General features: G+C 66.9%; 18 protein-coding genes. 7 read left to right on the plus strand and 11 right to left on the minus strand.

Going from position 1 to position 22,294, the window contains the following annotated elements:
- Window positions 1–103 precede the first annotated feature (103 nt).
- From E1263_RS24900 to arfA, 4 genes are all read right to left on the minus strand, one after another.
- A complete protein-coding gene (locus E1263_RS24900) occupies window positions 104–439 on the minus strand; it encodes a type II toxin-antitoxin system HicA family toxin (RefSeq protein WP_132171440.1) in 336 nt (111 codons plus the stop codon).
- 3 nt (window positions 440–442) lie between these two features.
- Window positions 443–649 (minus strand): type II toxin-antitoxin system HicB family antitoxin, encoded by a 207-nt coding sequence (locus tag E1263_RS24905; RefSeq protein WP_132171442.1) that lies wholly within the window; start codon window positions 647–649, stop codon window positions 443–445.
- 53 nt (window positions 650–702) lie between these two features.
- The gene (locus tag E1263_RS24910) at window positions 703–1,605 is read right to left on the minus strand and encodes a sunset domain-containing protein (protein ID WP_132171444.1); all 903 of its coding nucleotides are present in this window, start codon (window positions 1,603–1,605) and stop codon (window positions 703–705) included.
- Between the two features lie 104 nt (window positions 1,606–1,709).
- Window positions 1,710–2,792 carry a channel-forming protein ArfA/OmpATb gene (arfA, locus tag E1263_RS24915; protein WP_132171446.1) on the minus strand — a complete coding sequence of 361 codons (1,083 nt, stop codon included), beginning with the start codon at window positions 2,790–2,792 and terminating at the stop codon, window positions 1,710–1,712.
- A gap of 284 nt (window positions 2,793–3,076) precedes the next feature.
- On the opposite strand from arfA, the gene E1263_RS24920 reads away from it, so the two are divergent.
- Complete coding sequence (locus E1263_RS24920; protein WP_132171448.1) at window positions 3,077–3,586, plus strand: winged helix-turn-helix domain-containing protein; 510 nt, start codon at window positions 3,077–3,079, stop codon at window positions 3,584–3,586.
- A 62-nt stretch (window positions 3,587–3,648) separates the two neighbouring features.
- On the opposite strand, the gene E1263_RS24925 is transcribed toward E1263_RS24920, so the two are convergent.
- A complete protein-coding gene (locus tag E1263_RS24925; RefSeq protein WP_132171450.1) occupies window positions 3,649–8,058 on the minus strand; it encodes a S8 family serine peptidase in 4,410 nt (1,469 codons plus the stop codon).
- Window positions 8,059–8,354: 296 nt separating this feature from the next.
- Between E1263_RS24925 and E1263_RS24930 the strand changes: the two genes are divergently transcribed.
- The gene (locus E1263_RS24930) at window positions 8,355–8,921 is read left to right on the plus strand and encodes a winged helix-turn-helix domain-containing protein (protein WP_132171452.1); all 567 of its coding nucleotides are present in this window, start codon (window positions 8,355–8,357) and stop codon (window positions 8,919–8,921) included.
- A gap of 192 nt (window positions 8,922–9,113) precedes the next feature.
- Here E1263_RS24930 and E1263_RS24935 read toward each other — a convergent pair whose 3' ends face one another.
- Entirely contained in the window at window positions 9,114–9,632 is a 519-nt protein-coding gene (locus E1263_RS24935) for an NUDIX domain-containing protein (RefSeq protein ID WP_132171454.1), read from the minus strand.
- Window positions 9,629–10,924, minus strand: coding sequence for an NsdA family TPR-like regulatory protein (locus E1263_RS24940; RefSeq protein WP_202869040.1), 1,296 nt, complete (start codon window positions 10,922–10,924; stop codon window positions 9,629–9,631). The genes E1263_RS24935 and E1263_RS24940 overlap by 4 nt, the downstream gene beginning before the upstream one ends.
- 227 nt (window positions 10,925–11,151) lie before the next feature.
- Between E1263_RS24940 and E1263_RS44095 the strand changes: the two genes are divergently transcribed.
- From E1263_RS44095 to E1263_RS24950, 3 genes are all read left to right on the plus strand, one after another.
- Entirely contained in the window at window positions 11,152–11,280 is a 129-nt protein-coding gene (locus tag E1263_RS44095; RefSeq protein ID WP_272949692.1) for a hypothetical protein, read from the plus strand.
- Window positions 11,281–11,367: 87 nt separating this feature from the next.
- Window positions 11,368–12,876, plus strand: a complete 1,509-nt coding sequence (locus E1263_RS24945; RefSeq protein ID WP_132171457.1) for an asparagine synthase — start codon at window positions 11,368–11,370, stop codon at window positions 12,874–12,876.
- Window positions 12,873–13,577: a class I SAM-dependent methyltransferase gene (locus tag E1263_RS24950; protein WP_132171459.1), complete on the plus strand. Its 705-nt coding sequence runs from the start codon at window positions 12,873–12,875 to the stop codon at window positions 13,575–13,577. Before E1263_RS24945 ends, E1263_RS24950 begins: the two co-directional genes overlap by 4 nt.
- 208 nt (window positions 13,578–13,785) lie before the next feature.
- On the opposite strand, the gene E1263_RS24955 is transcribed toward E1263_RS24950, so the two are convergent.
- Window positions 13,786–15,774: an alpha-1,4-glucan--maltose-1-phosphate maltosyltransferase gene (locus tag E1263_RS24955; protein WP_132171461.1), complete on the minus strand. Its 1,989-nt coding sequence runs from the start codon at window positions 15,772–15,774 to the stop codon at window positions 13,786–13,788.
- Between the two features lie 263 nt (window positions 15,775–16,037).
- On the opposite strand from E1263_RS24955, the gene glgP reads away from it, so the two are divergent.
- Window positions 16,038–18,635, plus strand: coding sequence for an alpha-glucan family phosphorylase (gene glgP, locus E1263_RS24960; protein ID WP_132171463.1), 2,598 nt, complete (start codon window positions 16,038–16,040; stop codon window positions 18,633–18,635).
- 42 nt (window positions 18,636–18,677) lie between these two features.
- Here the strand turns inward: glgP and E1263_RS24965 are convergent, their stop codons facing one another.
- The 3 genes from E1263_RS24965 to E1263_RS24975 all read right to left on the minus strand — a co-directional run bounded on the left by E1263_RS24965 (window position 18,678) and on the right by E1263_RS24975 (window position 21,472).
- Window positions 18,678–19,571: a phosphotransferase enzyme family protein gene (locus E1263_RS24965; RefSeq protein WP_165956739.1), complete on the minus strand. Its 894-nt coding sequence runs from the start codon at window positions 19,569–19,571 to the stop codon at window positions 18,678–18,680.
- Between the two features lie 117 nt (window positions 19,572–19,688).
- Complete coding sequence (locus E1263_RS24970; RefSeq protein WP_238161516.1) at window positions 19,689–20,882, minus strand: Cmx/CmrA family chloramphenicol efflux MFS transporter; 1,194 nt, start codon at window positions 20,880–20,882, stop codon at window positions 19,689–19,691.
- A gap of 14 nt (window positions 20,883–20,896) precedes the next feature.
- Window positions 20,897–21,472 carry a TetR/AcrR family transcriptional regulator gene (locus tag E1263_RS24975; RefSeq protein WP_132171467.1) on the minus strand — a complete coding sequence of 192 codons (576 nt, stop codon included), beginning with the start codon at window positions 21,470–21,472 and terminating at the stop codon, window positions 20,897–20,899.
- 242 nt (window positions 21,473–21,714) lie between these two features.
- Between E1263_RS24975 and E1263_RS24980 the strand changes: the two genes are divergently transcribed.
- The gene (locus E1263_RS24980; protein ID WP_132171469.1) at window positions 21,715–22,230 is read left to right on the plus strand and encodes a hypothetical protein; all 516 of its coding nucleotides are present in this window, start codon (window positions 21,715–21,717) and stop codon (window positions 22,228–22,230) included.
- Window positions 22,231–22,294: the final 64 nt, after the last annotated feature.

The following is a 22,294-nucleotide window of genomic DNA, read 5'->3' on the forward strand; positions in this document are numbered from 1 at the left end:
CAAACATCCCGCAGAGTAAAACCAATACCCCACTGGTCTACGACCGAACTCGGCTCTCGTTACGCACCGAAAGACGCTTCCTGGCAACGATGTTCAGGGTGTTTCAGCTACGTCCCCAGCCGAAACCGCGCTTCTTGTTCTCCTTGCGTTTCGAGGCATCCTGGCCACTCGTGGGCGGCTTGCTGCCGGGTGGCGGATTGCCTTGCCGGAGAAGCTCCATCGGGTCCTTGGCTGGTTGCGAAGTCGGCTGTGGGTTGGCCTTGAGCCCGGCCTGCTTCTCGATACTGCCCCAGGTGCCGGTCTTGATCTCGTCGTGCTTCGGGACCGTCACGGACTTTCCCTGGGCATTCTTGTAGACGATGTGACTGCCGTTCTGCCGGGACGGCTTGAAGCCGGCCTTCTTGAGCGCTTTGTCGGCGTCCCGGAACTTCTTCGGCATCCGCTACGCCTCGATGGTGACAGTCAACTGCTCCGGGACACCGACCTCTTCGGCGAGCAGCTGGATCGCGCTCTTGAGATCTTCGATGGCTTCTTCCCGGGTGTTGCCCTCACCGTTCGCGAACGCATCCGGAGTCAACGCCGCGGAGGCGCACCAGGCACCGTCCTCGTCTTGCGCGATGGTGAACGGGACACTGATCTCTCGTGACAACTCGGCCTCCTAGTGCGGTCACTGTGTGTGCCGATCGTAAGGCGGAGCGTGGGTCAGCTGCCGGGTTGGGTGGACTTGCGGGGCTTGCGGACGTACTTGGTGAAGCCGGCTCGTTCGGCGTCGGCTTCGGTGCGGAACCAGACCTCGGCTTTGGTGCGGCCGTAGTACGGGGATTCAGGGGTGTGGAACAGCATCGACTGTTCGTTGCCCTTGATGGTGAAGCCGTCCGGTGGTCCCTGATGCGGTACGGCGTTCGCAGAGCCGGGGCCGAAGCGCCCGACCGGGGTCTCGTCCGTGGCCGGCGTCTGGTCGTCGAAGAGGGTCGGCTCGGCAACCGAACCGCCATCCATCAACCGCGAGAACTCGGGCTCAGCAGCAAGCTTGGCCTCCGCAACAGGAGCCGGTACGGCGCTCTCCGCCGGTGCAGGTGCTTCCGCAACTGGGGTTACGGCGGCTGCGGTCTCGGCGTGCTCCTGTACGACGACAGGTTCGGCGACGGCGGTCTCTGCCTTAGCCGGCTCGACTGGTGTCGGCTCAATAGGTGCGGCGACTGCCGGCTCGACTGGTGTCGGCTCAGCAGGTGCGGCGACGGGCTCAGCAGGTGTGAGCGCTACTGGCTCCGCGGCTGCCGGGGCGACGGGCTCGGCGACGGCGGCTTCCGCGTGTGCGGGCTCGGCAACCGGGGTCTCCGCGCGGGCTGGTTCAGCGGGTTCAGGGGCGACCGGTGCGGGCTTAGTGCGCGTGGCCGGCTCGGCGGGCTGCTGCGGGGCGGGAGCCGCGCGGCGGGCAGCGGGGGCTGCTACTGCGCCGACTAGCGCCTCCTCTTTCACCTCCGCTTCGACCGGCTCCTCGGCGGGTGCCTTGGCGCGGCGGTCGAGCAGGATCCAGGTGATGAGGGCGCCCAGCAGGAAGGCGGCCAGGGCCCAGGCCCAGTTGTGGCGTAGCAGCCAGCTCATCGGCGGGCTCCCTTGGTGGTGTGGAAGGCGAACCAGGCGACCGCGCTGCCGAGGAAGAACGCGATCAGGAGGATGAGCCAGGTGTCGAGGATGAGCCGGTTCATTCAGTTCTCCTGCAGTGCTCGGAGCTCGGCGCGGCGGTTGGCGATCCGGCCGGTGGCGGTGTCGTTGGGGGCGATCGGGAAGGCCTGGCCGTAGCCGGTGGCAACGAGTCGGGCGGCCGGGATGCCGAGGCGGACCAGTTCGGCCTTGACGGCGGCGGCGCGTTGTTCGGACAGCGGCAGGCTGGTGGCGGGGGAGCCGAGGTTGTCGGTGTGGCCGGTGACCTCGATCCGCACCGACGCGCAGGTCTTGAGCAGCGTGGCGGCCCGGTCGACTGCCTGCTTCGAGGCATCGTTGACGATCGCGGTACCGGACAGGAAGTTGATCTTGTTCTGCCGGCCGAACTCTGACAGCCGGCTCTTGAACGTCCGGCAGGCCTCGGTCACGACCGGCTTGGTCGATTCCGGCACCTTCAGCTCGTCCGCGATCACCGCGCCCGGCACGGCCTGCGCCGCGGCCCGGGCCGCCATCGCCTTCGTGGCCTGATCCGGTACGGCGCCACTCAACGTGACCGTGGTCCCGTCGTACCGGACCGAGGCGTCACCGGTGCCGATCGCCATCGCGTGCAGCAGGGCGGTCAGCGTGTGGACCTCGGCGATCCCGTTGGCCGCATCGACGGTCACACGCTGGTCGTACTCACGATCGGGGCCGAGGACCTTCTCGACCTCGGTCTTGATCGAGTCCTTGGCCAGCTCGGAACGCACTGTCGCCTGGACCCGGATCGCGGTGTCGGTCCGGCCGATCTCGAAGCCGGGGGTCGTCTGCCCGGGATCCTGGGTCGGTGGCGGTGCCGGCGTACCGGACCCGGACTTCACCGAGACGGTGCGGACACCGTCGACCTCGCGGACGATTGCTTCGATCTGGGTGGCGTCCACGTCGGTGGACACCAGGACCGAAGCGTCGCGGCCGTCCATCACGACGGTCGCTCCGTTGATCCCTCGGGCAGTGAGCGCGGCGGTGGCGTTCGATCGGAGCTCATTCTCGATCGAGTCGGCCTTGACCGGGAGCAGCACAGCAGTCAGCAGCACAGGTACGGCGAGAGCCGCGAGCAGCCAGACGACCGGCCGCCGAGCGAGTCGGGACACTCTTCCTCCGTCAGAAGCGGTCCTTCGACGGGTGCGGGCCGAAGTGACCGTGCGCGAGCAGGTTACTCCGCCGCGCGCACGCGGTGCACGCCGGTTCGGCAAATCGGTACCGCGTGTCGCGCTGACTGGATCCGGTCAGCGTGTCCTGTCTCGGACAGGTCGCATATGTGCCAGCCCGGTGTGCAGGGAATCCCTTGACTTAGTTCGGGACTTAAACCGTACTTGTGCGTGTTTACGGCGCGTCTACTCGGCGGCGTCGGGTGTGAACAGGGGAGGGGCTTCGGATGGAGAGGACGTCGGAATCGTCGTTGATCATCGGGGTGGCCACGTCGACGGCCGAGCGGGTGCAACTGGCCCGATTGCTCGGTGACGCCGATGCGCTGCTGCTCGTGTCCAGTGCCGAACAGGCCCGGGCGTTCCTTGAGCTCACCGAGACGATGACACCGACCGCGCCGGTCGTGATGGCACCGTCCGTCGTACCGGCGCCGGAGCCTGCGTCGCTGGAGCCCGAGCTACTGCTCGACATGGAGCGCCGGGTGGTCCGCTGGGAGGACCGCGAGGTGCCACTGACCCGGCTGGAGCACGACTTCCTGCACTGCTTGGTAGAGGAACCCGGTCAGGTCTGGACGTACCAGCGTCTGCACCATGCGGTCTGGGGCAACGAACATCTCGGCCATGGCTCGCACATCCACTCCGTGGTGAAGCGTCTGCGCCAGAAGCTGGCCAACCTGGAGGCAACGGTCACCATCCACGCGGTCCGCGGCGTCGGCTTCCACCTGCTGCCAACGGCCTGACCAAACGATCAGGGCCCCCAGACCATCGCGGTCTGGGGGCCCTGACTATTCAGTTGTCAGTGCTACTTGGTGGCCTTCAGTGCGAAGTCCTCCGTGATCGGGGAGCCGGACTCCAGCTCGGTGGTCCGAGTCTGCGGCTTGTAGCCGTCCTTGGCCGCGATCAGTGTGAGCGGGTTGTTGCGGATGTCGAGCCAGTACGCGTACTGACCGGCAGCGTCGGTGGTGAAGGTGTAGGACTGCGCCCACGAGTCCACCTGGACGGTTGCGCCGGGCAGCGCCTTGATCACACCGGTCGTGCTGACACCGGTCACCGTGCCCTGGATCTTGGCCCAGGTCGACGGCGGCGTGACGGTCAGCTTGATGTCGACCGGGTTGACCGAGTACGGCGTGTCCTCACCGATCGTGACGGCACCGGTGTACGTACCCGGCTGGTCGACGTTGGCGGTGAGCGTGACCTTGACGGTCGTCGACTCGCCCGGGGCCAGCTCGGCCTCGGTCTTGTCCAGCGACAGCCAGCTCACGTCTGCTGCGGATTCGGAGCAGTCCTCCAGACCCGGCAGGTTCTCCGAGTCCGCGGTGGCGGTGAAGCCACCGGACGAGCCACCGACCTTGTAGAAGCCACAGGCTGCGCCACCGCGGTAGCGGGCCTGGTTGGCGTTCGGCAGAGCCGCCCAGGTGTTGCTGGCCGGGTCGTAGGCGAAGCCGGCGTTGGTGACGGCGCCCGCCTGGATACCACCGACCACGAGCAGCTTGCCGCCGGCAACGGCATAGGAGCCGGCCCAGTGGTCGGCCGGAGCGTCGGCCACCGCGGTCCACGAGTCCGCACTCGGGTCGTAGACGTAGGCGTTCTTCAGCGAGTTGACGCCGTCGTTACCGCCGGCGCAGTACACCTTGCCGTCGATCGTGCCGCAGGAGAGGAACGCGGCCGCCTTCGGGTAGTTCGCCACTGTGGCCCAGGTGTTGCTTGCCGCGTCGTAGCTGACTACCGAGTTGCTCATCGGCGTGCAGGCCGAGGTTGTGCATCCGGCGACGGCGTACAACTTGCCGCCGGCAACAGCCTGACCGGCCGCGGACCGCGGGGACGGGTTCGGAGCCACTGCGGACCAGGCGTTGGCAGCCGGGTCGTACGACCAGGTCGCCGCATCCGGACCAGCTGCGGCCCAGCCACTGCTGGCGATGATCTTGCCGTTGACAGCACCGACCGTGATGGCGCTGCGAGCGGCCGGCAACGGCGCGATCGCGGTCCAGGTCTTCGCGGCGGTGTCGTACTTGTAGCTGTTCGCGGTCGATGTGGACCCGTTGCTACCGGCAATCGAGTAGACCGAACCGTCGACGGTGACCACTCGGTTGTCCATGACGACGGCCGGGTGGTTGGCAATCGCGGTCCACGGTGCGGCAGCCGGAGCGTTGCTCTCCGGAACGTCGACCGGCTTGCCGGACAGGGCCGAGGCGAAGGAGGCCGGGACCTGGATCCGCTGCAGCGGGGCGCCGGGGCTGGTCAGCACCTGCGCCTTGGTGGTCTTGGTGCCGTTGGCGTTCTGCAGGACGAACCCACCGTCCTTCTCGCCGAACTTCACCTTGACCGGCGCACCGCCGGTGTTGGTGACGGTGACGTTCTTGCTGGTCTTGCCGCCCAGCGGCAAGGTGGCGCCGATGTCACCGGGGGTGACGCTCAGCTGTCCGGCGTCCAGCGTGAAGTCCGCACTGGTCACCCAGTCCGCTTCGACCGAGACGGCCGACTGCGCGCTGACGTAGTTGCCGGCCTTGGCAGTGAAGCCCTGGTCGCCGTCGGCGGAGGAGTACAGCCAGTAGAAGCCATCGGCCAGACCGGTGTCCTCCGGCGTGGCAACCGTCGTACCGGACTCGGTGGAGCCGTCACGGGTGACGACCGCTCCGTTGACCGCACCGCCGGTGTTGGCGTCCTTGACGTTACCGACGACGAGACCGCCGCCGACCGGCTCACAGACGACCTTGCTGCCGATCAGGACGTTGTCGACCTCCCACCACCACTCGTACGAAGCGTCGTAGTAGTGGAAGCGAACCTGTACGGCGGACTTGCCGGCCGCGGTCGGGATCGCGATCTCCTTGACGCCCCGTACGTCGGCAGTCGCCTGCCGTAGCACGTTGGTCCACGTGGTCCCGCCGTCGATCGACAGGTCGACGTCGGCCTTCTCACCACCGAGCCAGTTGAGGTCCTGGTTGAAGCGGATCACCGGAGCGGTGACCGCGGTCAGGTCCACGGACGGGCTGACCAGCGAGGTGTCCTGCGCTCCGCCGGCGGCGTATTTGTCGCTGTCGATGATCGCGAATCCGCCGGTACCGCCGGAGAGGTTGCCGCGCTTGCCCGGGTCGTCGAACTTCCAGACCTGGCCGTTGGCCTTACCGTCAGTGACGGTCCAGCCACTCGGCGCCGCAGCGGCGTCGAACGTCTCGTACACGCCGTCCGAACCGTTCTTGTAGCCCGGCGCGGTCAGGCAGGCATCCTGCCGGACCTTGACGGCCACGTTCTTGGTCAGGTTGCCGGTGCCGACGGTGATCGGGACCGACGTGGTCTCGTAGCCCGGGATCTGCGACTCGACCTTCAGGTTGTACGCCGCTCCGCCCGGAACCTTGAAGCTGAACCGGCCGTTGCTCGGCGTGGTGTAGTCGAACACACCGCCCGGACCCTCGATGCTGACCTTCGCGTACAGCGGCCAGCCGTGGCCGGAGCCGTCGGAGATGGTGCCGCCGACACTGACCTGAGCCGCGCTCGCCAGAGCGAAGTTCTTCGTGGTGGTCTGACCGGTGGTGATGACGGCGGCCGCGGTCTGCGACTTGTAGCCGAACGACGCCACGGTCAGGTCGTAGGACCCGGCCGGGAGGACGCTCGAGAACGTGCCGTTGCTGGCCGTGGTCAGGCTCTTGTCGGGCTGGCCTGCGGTCTTGACCGTGACGCTGGCACCCGCGAGCGGGGCGCCACCGGTGGCAGCGGTGACCGTGCCGGACAGAGTGCCGGTGTTGCCGACCGGAGCGGCGTTCAGCAGCGCGAGTGCGTCGAGGCGGCCCTGGCCGAAGACGTTGTTGTTCTCGGTCGTGCCACCGCACTGGGTGCTGGCCGTGTCGATCGCCGTCGTGTTCAGCAGCGCGCGGGTAGCGGCCACATCACCCTTCAGCGTCGGCGAGGCCGACCACAGCAGCGCGATCGCGGCCGCGAGGTGCGGCGTGGCCATCGACGTACCGTTGAAGGCGCCGTAGGTGTTGCCCGGCAGCGACGAGCGGACGTTGACGCCCGGGGCCGAGATGTTCGGCTTGATCGTGCCGTTCTGACCGGCACCACGGCCGGAGAACGAAGCGATGTTGTTGTTGATGTCGTAGGCGCCGGCCGAGTAGTTGCTCGTCGAGCTGCCCGGCGAACCGGACGTGTTGCAGGCCGAGCCGCTGTTGCCGTTCGCGAACGCACCGAAGATGCCGGACGCGGTCCACGCGAGGGTGACGTCCTCCATGAACGGGTCGTTCGAGGGCAGCGTCGAACCCCACGAGTTGTTGATGATGTTCGGCCGCTTGCTGGCGTCGGGGTTGGCCCCGGCCAGGTTGGTCGGCTGCAGCATCCACTGACCGGACGCGATCAGCGCCGCGTCGGAGGGGCAGCAACCGTTGGCAGCGATCCACTTGACCTCAGGAGCGACGCCGATCTGGTTCCCGGCGCCGTCGTCACCGGCCATCGTGCCCATCGTGTGGGTGCCGTGACCATTGCCGTCGGCAGGCTTGGTCGGCGAGGTGCCGGCCGCGTCGAACCAGTTGTAGTTGTGGTCGAACGTCCCGTTGCCGAGGTTGCCGCGGTACTGCTTCACCAGGGCCGGGTGGTCGAACTGCACACCGGTGTCGATGTTGGCGATCGTGATGCCGGCGCCCTTGTCGCCGAACTGCGACCAGACCTGGTTCGCCTTGATGTTGGCGACGCCCCACTCGACCGCGTTGATCTCGTGCTCCGAGGTGCCCTCGGTGATCTTCGGGACCTCGACGGTCATCGGGTTGTAGAGCCCGGCGACCTCGGTGTGGGCGGCCAGCTGCTTGGCCAGGTCGAACGATCCACCGTTGACGCGGATCGCGTTGGTGGCCCAGAACGACTTGTACTTGACGCCCTTGGCGTCCAGCTCGGCCTTGACGGCCTTCTGGGTCGCGGCCGACGTCGCGCGCAGCGCCTCGGCCACCCGCGTCCCGCGCTCGTTCCAGTCGGTGATCTTGCTGGCGGCGCTGAGATCCGCCTTCTGGCCGAAGTACACCCAGAAGTCGGTGGCGGCCTTGGCGTCCTTGCCGTTGAGCTTGGCCATCAGCTCCGGCTTGATCTTGCTCGCCGGATCCGTGCCGGTCGGCTTGGTGGGCGGTGCGGCCAGGGCGGCGCCAGTGGCACCTAACCCGGTCGCGACGACGGCCACCGTCGCCAAGGCACCCACCAGAGTTCTGGCGAGCCCCCTACGTTTGCTGTCTGACATCCTTCGCAGCCCCTCACTGTGACGACCCCGAGTTGACTCCCCCGAGTCATGTAGTGCGCAGGGGGTGCAGCAGGCGGTTCCTTGGCGGTGAACCGGTCTGAGCGAACGCGCTGCGTGCCCCCCAGGTCGCCGCGAGTGACACGGCGAGCCTGTCGAGGACCCTATGCGGGTGCTGAACCGGGTCACAAGCACCGATGGTGAGCAAGATGTGACTAACGGTCGCGCGGATCGAGGCAACGTGGTCAAAGAATGGCAATCCGTTGACGATCTGAGGCAAAGGTTGACATGGTGACGGGATGGTCACCGCCCGTGTCCCCGCCCCAGCGGACGTCGATCTGACCACGACCGACGTCCATCCGTTCCCGCTGCTCATCGCAGTAGCAGCGTCACCCGAACAGCGTGTCCGCCTCGCCGAGCTCATCGACGACGTCGCGCCACTGCTGCTCGTCTCCAGTCTCGACGAACTGCGCAAGCTCTTGGTTCCCGGCCGGCAACCACCGCCGTCCGAGCCTCCTGAACCCGACGCCACCGACCTCACCGCCGACGAGGTGCTCACGATCGACCGGGTCCGCTCGGTCGCGAAGTGGCGCGGCCGCGAGGTCCAGCTGACGGACCTCGAGCACGACCTGCTGGCCCGGCTGATGTCGGCGCCTGTCCGGGTCTGGACGTACGACGCTCTCCACCAAGCCGTCTGGGGGACCCGCGAACTCCGCGGTACCGCCGACGTCCACTCGGTGGTGAAACGGCTCCGCCGAAAACTCGACGACCTCGGCACGACGGTCACCATCGACGCCGTACGGGGGACGGGCTTCCGCCTAACCGACCACCAGCATCCAGCCATCACCTCACTCCGCGCAGGCTGACCAACACCCGCACCTACAAGGACGCCGCCTCCGGCGGCGACTCTTCCTTTGGCGCCTGCGGCGCGGTCCGCTGTGGCCGAGCCCTGACGTGATTGCGGCTGCGGAGCGTGGTTGCGTGGGAGGGGGCGGTCGGAGGTGATCCGCCGGAGAAGGACAGCAGATGGACACCGGCTCCGGCGGCGACCCTTGGCGTCACTGCCAACCGTCCAGCGAGAGCTCTACCTCGCCTGCAAGGTAGCTCCGCAGCGCCGTTGCCGTCGTATCAACGAAGGCAACTGGAATGCCGGCTGAGTCCACCCACTCGACTCGGTCGTGTTTTGCCGGCTCCAGGTTCGCGAGCTCACCACGCCAACGACGAGCGGCAAAGACGATCGTGACGAATCCGGTCGGCGACTCGACACCGAACGAACTGTGGATGACGTGAACCAGCCGCAGATCCGCCTCATCCACGACCAGCCCGGTCTCTTCCTGGAGTTCACGGACAGCTGTGGCCGTGATTGCCTCGCCGGGTGCAGCCTTCCCGACGGGAAGATCCCACATCCCTCGTCCGAACTTGGCTTTGGGCCCACGTCTCAGCAGTGCGACCCGACCGCACTGTTCGTCATGGACGATCACGGCAGCGACAAGCAGCGTCATCGATTCGGTTGCGGGACGGAGACCCGCCTCAATGTCACTGTGCGGCACAAGGTTCCTCTCGCTCTGCCCGGTCATCGACTCGCCTCGAAGATTCGGCGGCGCAGCTCCGATGATCCGGGGACACCCCGCTTGCTGTACGTGGCCAGCGTTGGACTGATCGAACTGATTGCCTTCCGGACGCGATCAGAAACAATGTCTTCTGTCAGATCCAACGCTTTCGTCCAAGCCCCAACCGCCTCATCGGCCTTGCCTTGGGCAGCCAAGCTGTCTCCGAGGTCTGCATGGGTAAGGACATGAACGCGTTTGTACTTCACCGGATCCCACCTGACCAGGGCGTCCCGATGCTGTCGTTCGGTGCCGAGATGATCGCCAAGATCGGTCAGGGCCCTGGCGGTGTGGCTCGCAACGGTGCCTGCAGCCGGCCCGGCGACTGCGGAGAAGAGCGGCTGTGGCTCGTCCGTTCTCGACAGCGAGTTCTCTGCGAGAACAAGCGCTCGTGCGGCCGGAGACCTATCTCGTAGGAACGAGTAGGCCCGGGCCTGGGTGATGTAGAGGAGCGCCTGCGTCTGGCCGTCGACATGCCCGAGGCTGCGTCGAAGCGCGTTGTCGATCAAATCGGCGCAGTGTTGCGGCTGTTTGAGACTGAGAGCTTGGTGAGCCAGGGCGCGCATCATCCACGCGGCATGTCCGTGCGGATCGGCTTCGCAGGCGAGCTGATAGCCCGCCAGGTAGTACCTCTGCGCGGCCCCTTCGTGTCCGAGATCATGATGTTTCCAGCCCGCCAGGTAGGCGAGTTCAGCCACTGCTCCGAATGCTCGGCGGCGAAGTCTGTCAGAGCGGAACCGTGCGCGGAGCATCGGCGCTGCAGAATCGGCGAGATACGCCGCGACTGTCGTGAGGCCGTGGCCACCTCCGAGGATCTCGTCGGCAGCGCTGAAGGTAGCGGTGATGCTGCGCACCACCTCGATCTCCGCTTCACCGACTACTCCAAGGGTGCTGCGTGCCCGCAGTATTCGGCCAACCTTGTCGTGGTCATAGTCGAGGGGAACTGCGACGTTGGCGACGGTAAATACCGCGGCCGCCAGCAGTTGGCGCCGTTCGAGATCTACGCGCCCCAGTTTGGTTGCCGCCAAGACCGGGTCGGCGTTGGCGGACTCGATAGGTTCTTTCTGTTCAAGGCCTAGGTCCGACGTAGTCACGACACGATCTACACGTCGTGAGATCGCCTCGGCGAGGTACTGCCCTGTGCGCCCCGATGGGAGTGCTCCGTCTACCCAGTGAGCGACGGCGGACTTGTTGGTGCGCAGTATCTCGCCGTTCTCGGCTGCTACGCGCCGCACCGCGCGCGCGGCCGCCTCGTAGGTCAAGCCGGACGAGCGAATCGCCTCGCGGAGTCGAACGTTGGGCTCTCTGGGTCCTGCCATCAGCCCTCCTTAAACCGCGTATACCACTCTCCGTGCACATAAGGATACCAATCGTCACAGTGGCGTGCTTGAATCAATGCAAGCGACATTCAATTCAAATAGTCCGGACGAATGAAATGCCGTGATCCGATTTTGAATCCCATTGAATTGGGTTGCTCAAGGAGGAAATCATGCCGGTTGCGCTTGAAGATCTTTTTGCCGACGAGGCAGTTCTTGGTACGCCGTCGCTCGCCGATGAGTACGGCCGCAAGGCGCCAGGTGAGTACGACGCGAACGGCGATCACTGCACGCGGATCTAACGGCGGCGCAGGGGTCCCAGGTGGCTGCGCCCGTCTGGCGGGCGGGCGCAGCCACCGCAGGTCGTCAAGGTTGCTGGAGGGCGCGGAATGCTCACGCTGGAAATTGATTTGTGCCAACTCGGTGCCAGTTGGCGATGCGAGCAGCAAGAACTGCGTGGAGCGGCTGGATATCTGTCCCCGCTGAATCATCCAATGACACGGACGCGGATGAATGTCGATCACGGTGTCTGGCGCATCGAGATTACCGAGAGGTGCGCCGGAACTGACTCGTTGCTCGTCGAAGGAGACGTCGCAGGGATCCGGTTCACGGCGGGGACAGGAGGCGTGTGCCCGCTCTATCTGATTGTTGACGGGTCAGTACTGCGGGGGTCCTGGAATCCCGCAGACCTGCTGTCCTGGGTGTCGCCCACTCGGTTGGTCGACGCTGCCGTGACGCGGCTGTTGACGAGGCGGCAGCGATACTCCGCAAACACGATGTTCGACGGTCTCTGCAAGGTCACCGAGCGTGCGACGGTGACCGCTGACCTCAACGGCTTGGCGGTGGCCTATCCCGAGCCGGCGGAACACGTGATTCAGGCGCGCGAACTTCGGGTCGGCGCTGAGCCCGTATCGGTGTTCGGCCGGCTGCTCGCGCAGCGTGTATCTCCGCTCGCCGCAGCTGAGGAACTTGAGTTGGCCGTGGAGATTTCGGGGGGCCTCGACTCAGCCACGGTGGCAACCTCGATGACTCGTGTTGGTGGACTCGTCGGCCTGAGATCGGCGGGTCTCCAGGTCGACGGGGGCATCGGCGAGGATCAAGGTGCGCGCCGAGCGGCGATCGCACGCCGGCTGGGCCTGCGCGACCTCGAGGTCAGTGCATCCGCCTACCTGCCGTTCGCGGCCGGCGGCCCGAGATCTGTCGAGAACCCTCACTACGCCGACGGCGATGTGTATGCGGAGGCGTTCGACCAGCTGCGTCTACGACTGCATGACGGTGGTGCTCAGGTGGTTGTCACGGGGTTCGGCGGGGACGAACTGATGGCATTGCGTGGATCCGAACGTGGCAGCGGCGTCGCACCACTGCCGCCGGATTTGCCGAGCTGGCTTGGGGAACGTGCTCTCGATGCAATGCCCGATTTGGATGCGAATATTGCTCCGGTCTCGCCTGTGCCGGTGTCAGCCCTGATGGTCTTCGCTGCTCGCAATCCGGCTTACATCCGGTACGGGCTGTGGCCGGTGGCGCCGCTGGCCGACTCTGGACTACTGCGCCTGTGTGAATCGTTGCCGGTTGCCTGGCGACGGGATAAGGCGCTCTTTCGCTGCTACCTGGGACGGGCCGGGTTCGACCAGCGGGTCACGCACCCAGATACGGTCGAGTCGTTCCAGTTCGTCATGGAACGTGCGATGCGTCGGACTGGGAGACTGATGATCGAGCAGATGCTGGATGATTCGATCCTGGTCGACGGCGGTTACGTCGACCGCAGACCACTGGAACTTCTCCGCGACAAACTGATCCGCGATCGTGCGATACCACGGTTGCTGTACGACACTCTCGCGGTCGAACGGTCGCTGCAAAGTGTGCGGCACGCTCAACAAAGGAACGGGATGACTCGATGAGCCTGGCAGGGCGGCTGGCGAGGTCGAATCTGATGTATCGGCGGCCCGACATCTACGACCATTTCGCCGACGGCGATGACGGTCTGGCGGCTCTGGTTCGTCAGGTGGTCACTGACAAGCCTGTCGGATCGGTGCTTGATCTAGGCTGCGGGACTGGGCGGCACCTTGCCGCGGTCCGCCAGGCCTTCGGATGTGCGGCGGTCGGCGTCGATGTTCAACCGGGGCTCATCGACTACGGTCAGGCTGCGCATCCCGAGCTGGAACTGCTGGTTGGCGACATCAGGTCTATTCGTCTCGACCAGCAGTTCGACGTTGTTCTATGCCTGGGGAACTCGTTGTCTTATCAGCTGACCGATGCTGATACTCGGGCCGCGGCGGAGACCTTTGGAGCGCATACCAGGCCGGGCGGTCATGTTCTGGTGGGCACGATGCTGAAGCCGCCGCTGGGTGGCGGCCGCTCGGCGTTGGACGACGAGTTCGTGGCTGCGGAGGTCGAGAGTCAGTCGTCCTGGGACGCCGACACCCGGGTCGTCACGACGAGGCGGATCTGGCGGCATCGGGATGGTCGGGTTGATGAGGACGTGATGCGGCGCCGCGTTACTCCGCTCGACGAACTGACTGGGCTTCTTGGCGAGGCTGGGTTCACCGACGTCGCTCTGGCCGGCCGGGACGAGGGCTTTGTCGTCGCACGAAAGGTATGACGCTCAAGCGTGCGTCCGGCCCACCGCGATCCACCTAGCCAGGCAGCCCGTTGACGCTCCGAAGAGACGCTGACCCGGGCTGCCGGACGCGAGCGGTAGCTCGCGGGTCCCGGCGGTAGCCGGGAAGGGATGGACCGCGCTGAGCGGGGGGTGGGCGGGGTGCGGCGCGTAGCTCGGCGACGTAGGAGTCGAGCGTTGCGCCGCGGGGTCAGGCTTGGCCTCGGCGGACGGCGAGGATGTGGCAGGGCTCGCCGTTCGGGTCGAGCTTGACGTAGTTCTGCTGGCCCCAGCGCCAGGTGGCGCCGGTGATTTCGTCGTACACGGTGAAGGTGTCTTCGGGGCGCATGCCCAGAGCTGCCATGTCGAGGTGGACGACCGTCTCGCGGACTGCGTGCGGGTCGGTGTTGACGACGACGATGATCGTGTCGCTGTGGCCGTCGGGGGCGGTGGTGCGCTTGGAGAAGCACATGATCGCTTCGTCGTCGGTCGTGTGCAGCGACAGGTTGCGCAGTTGCTGCAGGGCCGGGTGACGGCGGCGAACCGTGTTCAGCAAGGTGATGTACGGCGCCAGTGTCCGGCCCTCGGCGTCGGCGGCGGCCCAGTCGCGGGGGCGGAACTGGAACTTCTCGGTGTCGAGGTATTCCTCCGAGCCCGGGCGCAGGGCGACGTGCTCGAACAACTCGAAGCCGGCGTAGATACCCCACGACGGTGACGACGTGGCGGCGATCGCGGCGCGGATCTTGAAGGCGCCAGGGCCGCCGTACTGGAGGTAGGCGGTGAGGATGTCCGGGGTGTTGACGAAGAAGTTCGGCCGCAGGAAGTGGCCGGTCTCCTGGGTCAGCTCCTGCAGGTACTCCTCGAGCTCGGCCTTCTCGTTGCGCCAGTTGAAGTAGGTGTAGGACTGGTGGAACCCGACCTTCGCCAGCTCCTGCATCATCGGCCGCCGGGTGAACGCCTCGGACAGGAAGACGACGTCCGGGTCGGTCTTGCGGATCTCGCCGAGCAGGTACTCCCAGAAGTTGACCGGCTTGGTGTGCGGGTTGTCGACCCGGAACACCGTGACACCCTTGTCGATCCACAGCTTCACGATCCGCAGCACCTCGGCGTAGATGCCTTCGGGATCGTTGTCGAAGTTGATCGGGTAGATGTCCTGGTACTTCTTCGGCGGGTTCTCGGCGTACGCGATCGAGCCGTCGGCGCGGACCGAGAACCACTTCGGGTGCTCCTTGACCCACGGGTGGTCCGGCGAGGCCTGCAGGGCCAGGTCGATCGCGACCTCGAGACCGACCTCACGGGCGCGGCCGACGAAGTACGCGAAGTCCTCGAAGGTGCCGAGCTCGGGGTGGATGGCGTCGTGGCCGCCCTCCTCGGAACCGATCGCCCACGGCGACCCCGGGTCGCCTTCCTTCGGATCGAGCGTGTTGTTCGGGCCCTTGCGGTACGCCTTGCCGATCGGGTGGATCGGCGGCACGTAAAGGATGTCGAAGCCCATCTTCGCGACGGCCTCGAGCCGCTCGGCGGCAGTCCGGAAGGTCCCGGACTTCCACTCGCCGGCGGCTTCGTCGTACACGGCGCCTTCGGAGCGCGGGAAGAATTCGTACCAGCTGCCGTAGAGCGCACGCTCGCGGTCGACCCACACCGGGTAGGTCTCCGACGAGGTGATCAGCTCCCGCACCGGGTAACGCCCGAGCGCGGCGCGCACCTGCGGCGAGATGCCCGCGGCGAGCCGTGCCTCCGGCGGGAGTGCGCTGTTTGACAACGCCTGCGCGGCATCGCCCAGCGTCGCCCGGTCAGCCCGTACGGCGGGAGGTACGCCGGCGGCCGCGCGGTCGAAGAAGGCCGCGCCTTCGGCGAACATCAGCTCGACGTCGAGGCCGGCCGGGATCTTGATCTCGGCGTTGTGCCGCCAGGTGCCGTACGGGTCGCTCCAGCCCTCGACCGCGAACGTCCACGCGCCCTGCTCCTGCAAGGTGACGTCGACACTCCAGCGGTCGGTGCCGTTGGCACCGGGGGCCATCAGCATCCGTCTGGTCTGTCCCGTCGGCGACGTCAGCACGACGTTCGCGTTCACCGCGTCGTGGCCTTCGCGGAACACAGTGGCCGCGATGGTGAACGTCTCGCCGACCGCGGACTTGGCCGGATACGCGCCGGCGTCGACGGTCGGGGTGACGTCGGTGATCGGGATGCGCCCAGTCATGGGGTAAAAGAACCTACGCTTTCCGTGTTCAGCGGTGCGGCGGGTGGGGAAGAGTGTGTGGTTGCGTAACTACAACCCTGACGTTATCGGTTCCCAGCGTCCACGCCTTGCAAGCAACGGTCACGGTTCGGTCCACTGTTTGGAATGTGAACACTCGGTCACCGGACAGTCAAAGCCTTGGGGCTCTGCAAAGTCTTGCTCGCGTTGCAAAAAAGATGCACGCCGAGGGTGTTTAGAACGCAGATCGCCGGTACGGTGTCCCGGTGCGAGCGATACGACGATTCTCCGTCCGCCCTGTCCTGCCCGAGCCGTTGACCGGTCTCGGCACCCTGGTGAACAACCTGCGCTGGGCCTGGCACCCGGAGACGCAGGATGTCTTCGAGGCCGTGGATCCCCAGCTGTGGCGCAGTACCGGTGGTGACCCGGTCCGGCTGCTCGGGGAGGTCCCTGCGGCCCGGCTTGACGAGCTGGCGAGCGACCCGGCGTTCCTGCGCCGCCTCGAGCTGGCCGTGTCCGACCTGAACGGGTACGTGACCGACAACCGCTGGTTCCAGGCCGATGCCGGTTCCCCGGTCAGCGGTGTTGCCTACTTCTCCCCGGAGTTCGGCATCACTCACGTGCTGCCGCAGTACTCCGGCGGTCTCGGCATCCTGGCCGGTGACCACCTGAAGGCGGCCAGCGACCTCGGCGTACCGCTGATCGGCGTCGGTCTCCTCTACCGCCACGGCTACTTCACCCAGTCGCTGAACCGCGAAGGCTGGCAGCAGGAGCGCTACCCGCTCGTCGACCCGGACGGGCTGCCGATCAGCCTGCTCCGCGACGGCGACGCACCCGCGATCATCACGCTGACGCTGCCGGACGAGCGCGAGCTGCGCGCGCAGATCTGGGTCGCCCAGGTCGGCCGCGTGCCGCTGCTGATGCTCGACTCCGACATCGAGGAGAACGAGCCCGCCGAGCGCGAGGTCACCGACCGTCTGTACGGCGGTACTACCGAACACCGTTTGTTGCAGGAGCTCCTGCTCGGTGTCGGCGGTGTCCGTGCGGTCCGCGAGTTCTGCCGGATCACTGGGCATGCCGCGCCGGAGGTGTTCCACACCAACGAGGGCCACGCCGGATTCCTCGGCATCGAGCGGATCCGCGAGCTCGCCACCGACAAGGGCCTCGACTTCGACACCGCGCTCGAGGTCAACCGTGGCGGCACCGTCTTCACCACGCACACGCCGGTTCCGGCCGGTATCGACCGCTTCCCGGTCGAGCTGATCCAGCAGCACTTCTCGCCGGACGCACTGGGCGAAGGGGTTCCGATCGACCGGATCCTCGAGCTCGGCGCCGAGGACTTCGAGGGCGGTGACCCGGGTGTCTTCAACATGGCGATCATGGGCCTGCGCCTTGCGCAGCGCGCCAACGGCGTCTCCAAGCTGCACGGCGTCGTCAGCCGGGGCATGTTCGCCGGATTGTGGCCGAGCTTCGACTCGACCGACGTACCGATCTCCTCGATCACCAACGGTGTTCACGCGCCCACGTGGGTCGCGCGCGAGATCAACCAGCTGACGCTGGCGGCGACCGACCGGTCCGAGTCCGACGACATCTTCGACGGCCTCGACAAGACCACCGACGCGCAGATCTGGGAGACCAAGCGGATCCTGCGCCAGCGCTTCATCGACGACACCCGGTCGCGGGTTCGGCAGTCGTGGATCAACCGCGGTGCCAGCGAGGCCGAGCTGGGCTGGGTCGACGAGATCCTCGACCCCGACGTCCTGACGATGGGCTTCGCGCGGCGCGTCCCGTCGTACAAGCGCCTGACGCTGATGCTGCGCGACCCCGCGCGCCTGAAGGCGATGCTGCTGCACCCGCAGCGGCCGGTGCAGATCGTGATCGCCGGCAAGTCCCACCCGCATGACGAGGGTGGCAAGAAGCTGATCCAGGAGATGGTTCGCTTCGCCGACGACCCCGAGGTGCGGCACCGCATCGTCTTCGTGCCGGACTACGACATTGCCTTGGCGCAGCCGATGTACCCGGGCTGCGACGTCTGGCTGAACAACCCGCTGCGCCCGTACGAGGCCTGCGGCACTTCCGGCATGAAGGCCGCGCTGAACGGTGCGCTCAACCTCTCCATCCGCGACGGCTGGTGGGACGAGTGGTACGACGACGAGTTCGGCTGGGCGATTCCTTCCGCTGAGGGCATCGAGGACACCGACCGTCGCGACGACCTCGAGGCGCACGCGCTCTACGACCTGATCGAGAAGCAGGTCGCTCCGCGCTTCTACGACGGCGAGGTTCCCGGCCGCTGGATCGAGATGCTCCGGCACACGATCAAGGAGCTCGGCCCGAAGGTGCTCGCGACCCGCATGGTCCGCGACTACGTCGAGCAGCTCTACGTGCCCGCCGCTCTGTCTTCGCGCGCCCTGAACGCCACGTACGACGGCGCTCGCGACCTGGCCGCGTGGAAGAAGAAGGTCCGCGCCGCCTGGCCGGCCATCCGCGTCGACCACGTGGAGCTCCAGGGCCTCGGCGACGTACCGCAGCTGGGGACCACGGTCGGCGTCCGTGCCTTCGCCGCCCTCGGCGACCTCGAGCCCGGCGACATCTGTGTCGAGGTTCTGCACGGCCGCGTCAACGCCGACGACGAGATCACCGATCCCGTCCAAGCCACCCTGTCGCTCGCCGAAACCTACGAAGGCAACCGCCACCGCTACGAAGGCGAACTCAAACTCGACCGCACCGGCCCCTTCGGCTACACGGTCCGAGTAGTCCCGAGCCACAAGGCTCTGGCCAGCCCCGCCGAACTAGGCCTGGCCGCCGGCCCGTCCGACCCGGACGACCCCAGCGCGCCTGATTTGCCTGCCGGCTCCGAGTTCTAACTCCCCGAAGACCCCGCCTGCCTCATCAGGCGGGGTTTTTCTTTATCCCTGCAGCCAGGTTTTTGCTTTGGCACCGTGATAGTCGAGGTAGTCCTGGGGGAGCGGGCCATCGGCGAGGGCCAGGGTGATGTTCAGTTGGTGCAGGCCTCTGGCGATGATCAGGCCTTGCATGACGGTGTCGGAGACGTCCGGCCAGGGGCGGATCTCGGAGTAGCCGGCGCGGAAGGCCTGGTGCATGGCCTCGCGGTCGTCTCGGCGGCCGAACGAGGCGAGGGTGAACGAGATGTCTTGTTCGGGGAAGCCGATCACCAGATCCTGGAAGTCGATCGGGACCGGGCCGGCACCGGGAGCCTCGATGACGTTGGCCGCGGTGAGATCGCCGTGAATGAGCTGCGGCTCCCCGCCGGCCCACAGCTGGTCGATCAGCTCTTGGGCATTGTCGCGCGCCTCGGTGAGCACCTTCCCATGCGCAGGTACGTCGGCCAGCCGATCGGGGACCAGCCAGTACAGCACCTTGTCGGCATGCAGTACGTCGAAGTCGCGCCGTACCGGATGGTCGTGCAAACGCGCCATCAACCGGCCGAGCAGGCGCGCCCGCGAAGGCCCGAGCCGCGGGCGCATCAACCGGCCGTGGACCCAGGTGAACAGCACACAGGTCCGTCCCTCGACCGTCACCATCGGTTCACCCGACGACGTCAGTACGACGTCCGGTACGGCGAACCCGTCGGCCACCAACGCGCGCTGCCACTCCGCCTCCGCAGCGGCCGTACCGGCGGTGTGGATCCGCAAAGTCGGTCCGACCCGGAGCGCGTAAGTCCCGCGCGCGGTCTCCACCCGGTAGATCGTGTTGAACGAATGCGCAGCCCGAGTCACCCGCCGCACCTCAACAGGAAAGTTCTCCAACGCGGCCAGCGCAATCGCCCGCTCGTCAACCACAGTCAGCCTTCCTCGATGAAATGCAGCAGCCGAGCGTAAACCGTCAGTGGGTGCTTCCCGGACGCGGCGCGGTTGACAACCATCCCCCGTGCCGCGGGCTCCGCGCGCCGGCGAAAACTACGTAGTACTTGCATAGGTGGGTTCGGGAGCCGGGGCGCGGAGGCGGACGGCGACGATAACGGTGCCTAGGGCAAGGACTCCGAAGAGGGCGCTGATCCAGCCGACCGAGGGGTAGCCGGCGCCGGCGTCCAGGGCGAGGCCCGCGAGCCAGGGGCCGACGGTGATGCCGACGTTGAAGGCCGAGACGTTGAAGGCGGCGGCCAGCGTGGGCGCGGAGCCGGCGAGGCTGAAGACTCGGCCGTTGACGGCGGGGTTGATGGCGAAGCCGAAGGCGCCCACCAGAACGATGACCGGTACGGCGAGCCACGGGGTACCGGCGCCTAGCGCCAGCGCGATCGCGGCGACGATCAGACCGATGAGCGCGACTGTCAGTGTGGTGAACGGGCGGCGGTCCGCGGTGCGGCCGGCGCTGGTGATTCCGATCAGCGCGCCCACGCCGTACACGGCCAGGACTGCGGGGACCCAGGCTTCGGGTAGGCCGGTGGTTTCGGTGAGCAGCGGGGCGAGGTAGGAGAAGATCGCCAGGATCGCGGCGGTGGACAATGCGGTCGTGCCGTAGGCGAGCCAGAGGCCGGGGTTGCGCATTGCGCGGAACTCCTGGCGGAGCTCGGGCGTGGTCGCGGATCGGCCGCCGGGGATGGTGAAGACGACTCCGATCATGGCGATCGCCGACATCGCGGCCACAGCCCAGAAGGCCGACTGCCAGCCCAGGTGCTGACCGAGCGCCGTACCGGCAGGCAGGCCGACGATCGACGCGATGGTGAGCCCGCCGGCCAGGATGCTCATCGCACGGGCTCGCGACTGCGGGCCGGCGAGCTCGATCGCGGTGACCGAGGCGACCGCCCAGAATCCGGCGTACACGAAGGCGCCGGCGACTCGGGTCGCGAGAAGGAAGCCATAGCTCGTGGTCAGGGCGCCGGCGACATGGGTCAGGGCGAAGACCACCAGGAAGGCGAGCATGGCGGTACGCCGGGACCAGCGCAGGGTGGCGACCGCCAGGATCGGGGCGCCGACCAGCATGCCGATGGCGAACGCCGAGATCAGCAGGCCGGCCGCCGGGATGGAGACGTTCAGATCGCCGGAGATCTCGGGGAGCAGGCCGGCCAGCATCAGCTCCGACGTTCCCTGGGCGAAGATCGCGGCGCCGAGCAGGTAGACGGCGAAGGGCAGAGTTTTCCCTTGGGAGGGCATGGTTTCCTCAGGATTCAGAAGGCCTGGAGCGCGGCCTCGATGACGGATATCTGGCTGGCCGACGTGGCGCCGCGTCGAGCGGCCACCCGCAGACCACCCAGTACGACGAACGTGTAGTCGGCCAGTGCGGCCGGGTCGCGGGCGGCGTCCACCTCACCCGCGGCCTGCGCGGTGCGGATCGCCTCGGCGAGGGCGGCCAGTTTGGGAGCGTGGTCGGTGTTGAGAAGCTCGACGAGCTCAGGGTGGGTCGGGCCGAGCTCGACTGCGGTGTTGATGGCCAGGCAGCCGGGCGGATCACCCGGAGCCGGCTCGACCGCGTTCCACAGAATGCGCCGCACCCGCTCGCGGATGGGCAGGTCCTCGCGCTGGATCAGCGCGAGTTGCGTCGCGCCGGTCGTCTCGAAGTAGCGGTGCAGCGCGCGGTCGAACAGCGTCCGCTTGCTGGTGAACGTGTTGTAGATACTGCTGCGGCCGAGCCCGGTCGCCGTACACAGCGCCTGCGTCGACGTCGCCTCATACCCCGATGCCCAGAAAACCCGCATCGCAGCATCGACGGCTTGCTCCTCGTCGAACATCCTCGGCCTGACCATGCACCGACCATAACACGGTTTTGGACTGAGCTGTCCAAAACTGACATGAAGGCGCGAATATTGCTCAACGTAACGATCCGGCGCCGCAGGAGCCCAGGCCTGGACGATCTCACTACTGAGTGTCACGCTCCCGGTAAGGGGTGGGATCGCGTCGCGTCAGCGCAGGGGGACTGGGCCATGACGACGTCTGCGACTTCGCGCTGCCCTCCAGCCGGATACGGACGCAGCTTCGGAGGATCGACATGACTATTGGTTCGGTTACGACCTTGGGGGTTGCGCGCAACCTCCGTGCACCTACCAAGGCCGACGCCGCCGAAAAGCCGGCGGGTACAGCGGGCGCGGACGAGAAGCCGACGCTGCTCCAGCTTGTAGCGAAGCAGGTGCCGATCGGACTCGTCGCGGCCTACACCGGGCTGACATCTGGCCTGATCCAGCTCATCGATGAGCCAACCCCTGAGAACCCCGACCCTGACCAGTATTTCCTGTACAGGTGGCTGGGCTTCGCGGCACTGGTGCTCTTGGCGGCATTCCTTACCTATGCCAGCTACAGCAGGAAGGCCGGCGCCGGCGCGCGACGCCCGGTCGCGGAGGTTCTCGGCGTTTCGATTGCTGCGGCTGCCTGGGGACTGATGATTCCGGAGTCACCCCTCTTCGCCGTGATCGACGGCAAAGGGGGTGCAGCCTTGGTGCTGGTTGTCGGGTTCGTCGGCGTGGGGCTCAATCTCGCAACCGGCGTCAAGCTCAAAGAGCCGAGCTAGATCACCGCACCAGGTCGACCCACTCGTGGGGGTGGCCGGAAGGGGAGGTGAGGAGGGTTTGGCC

The organism is Kribbella antibiotica, assembly GCF_004349055.1.
GTDB lineage: Bacteria > Actinomycetota > Actinomycetes > Propionibacteriales > Kribbellaceae > Kribbella > Kribbella antibiotica.

Bases quoted from the DNA above. Each gene is read 5' to 3' on its own strand.
- E1263_RS24900 (WP_132171440.1), bottom strand. From the start codon at position 439: ATGCCGAAGAAGTTCCGGGACGCCGACAAAGCGCTCAAGAAGGCCGGC.
- E1263_RS24910 (WP_132171444.1), bottom strand. From the start codon at position 1,605: ATGAGCTGGCTGCTACGCCACAACTGGGCCTGGGCCCTGGCCGCCTTC.
- E1263_RS24920 (WP_132171448.1), top strand. From the start codon at position 3,077: ATGGAGAGGACGTCGGAATCGTCGTTGATCATCGGGGTGGCCACGTCG.
- E1263_RS24925 (WP_132171450.1), bottom strand. From the start codon at position 8,058: ATGTCAGACAGCAAACGTAGGGGGCTCGCCAGAACTCTGGTGGGTGCC.
- E1263_RS24930 (WP_132171452.1), top strand. From the start codon at position 8,355: ATGGTCACCGCCCGTGTCCCCGCCCCAGCGGACGTCGATCTGACCACG.
- E1263_RS24935 (WP_132171454.1), bottom strand. From the start codon at position 9,632: ATGACCGGGCAGAGCGAGAGGAACCTTGTGCCGCACAGTGACATTGAG.
- E1263_RS44095 (WP_272949692.1), top strand. From the start codon at position 11,152: ATGCCGGTTGCGCTTGAAGATCTTTTTGCCGACGAGGCAGTTCTTGGT.
- E1263_RS24945 (WP_132171457.1), top strand. From the start codon at position 11,368: ATGCTCACGCTGGAAATTGATTTGTGCCAACTCGGTGCCAGTTGGCGA.
- E1263_RS24950 (WP_132171459.1), top strand. From the start codon at position 12,873: ATGAGCCTGGCAGGGCGGCTGGCGAGGTCGAATCTGATGTATCGGCGG.
- E1263_RS24955 (WP_132171461.1), bottom strand. From the start codon at position 15,774: ATGACTGGGCGCATCCCGATCACCGACGTCACCCCGACCGTCGACGCC.
- E1263_RS24970 (WP_238161516.1), bottom strand. From the start codon at position 20,882: ATGCCCTCCCAAGGGAAAACTCTGCCCTTCGCCGTCTACCTGCTCGGC.
- E1263_RS24975 (WP_132171467.1), bottom strand. From the start codon at position 21,472: ATGGTCAGGCCGAGGATGTTCGACGAGGAGCAAGCCGTCGATGCTGCG.
- E1263_RS24980 (WP_132171469.1), top strand. From the start codon at position 21,715: ATGACTATTGGTTCGGTTACGACCTTGGGGGTTGCGCGCAACCTCCGT.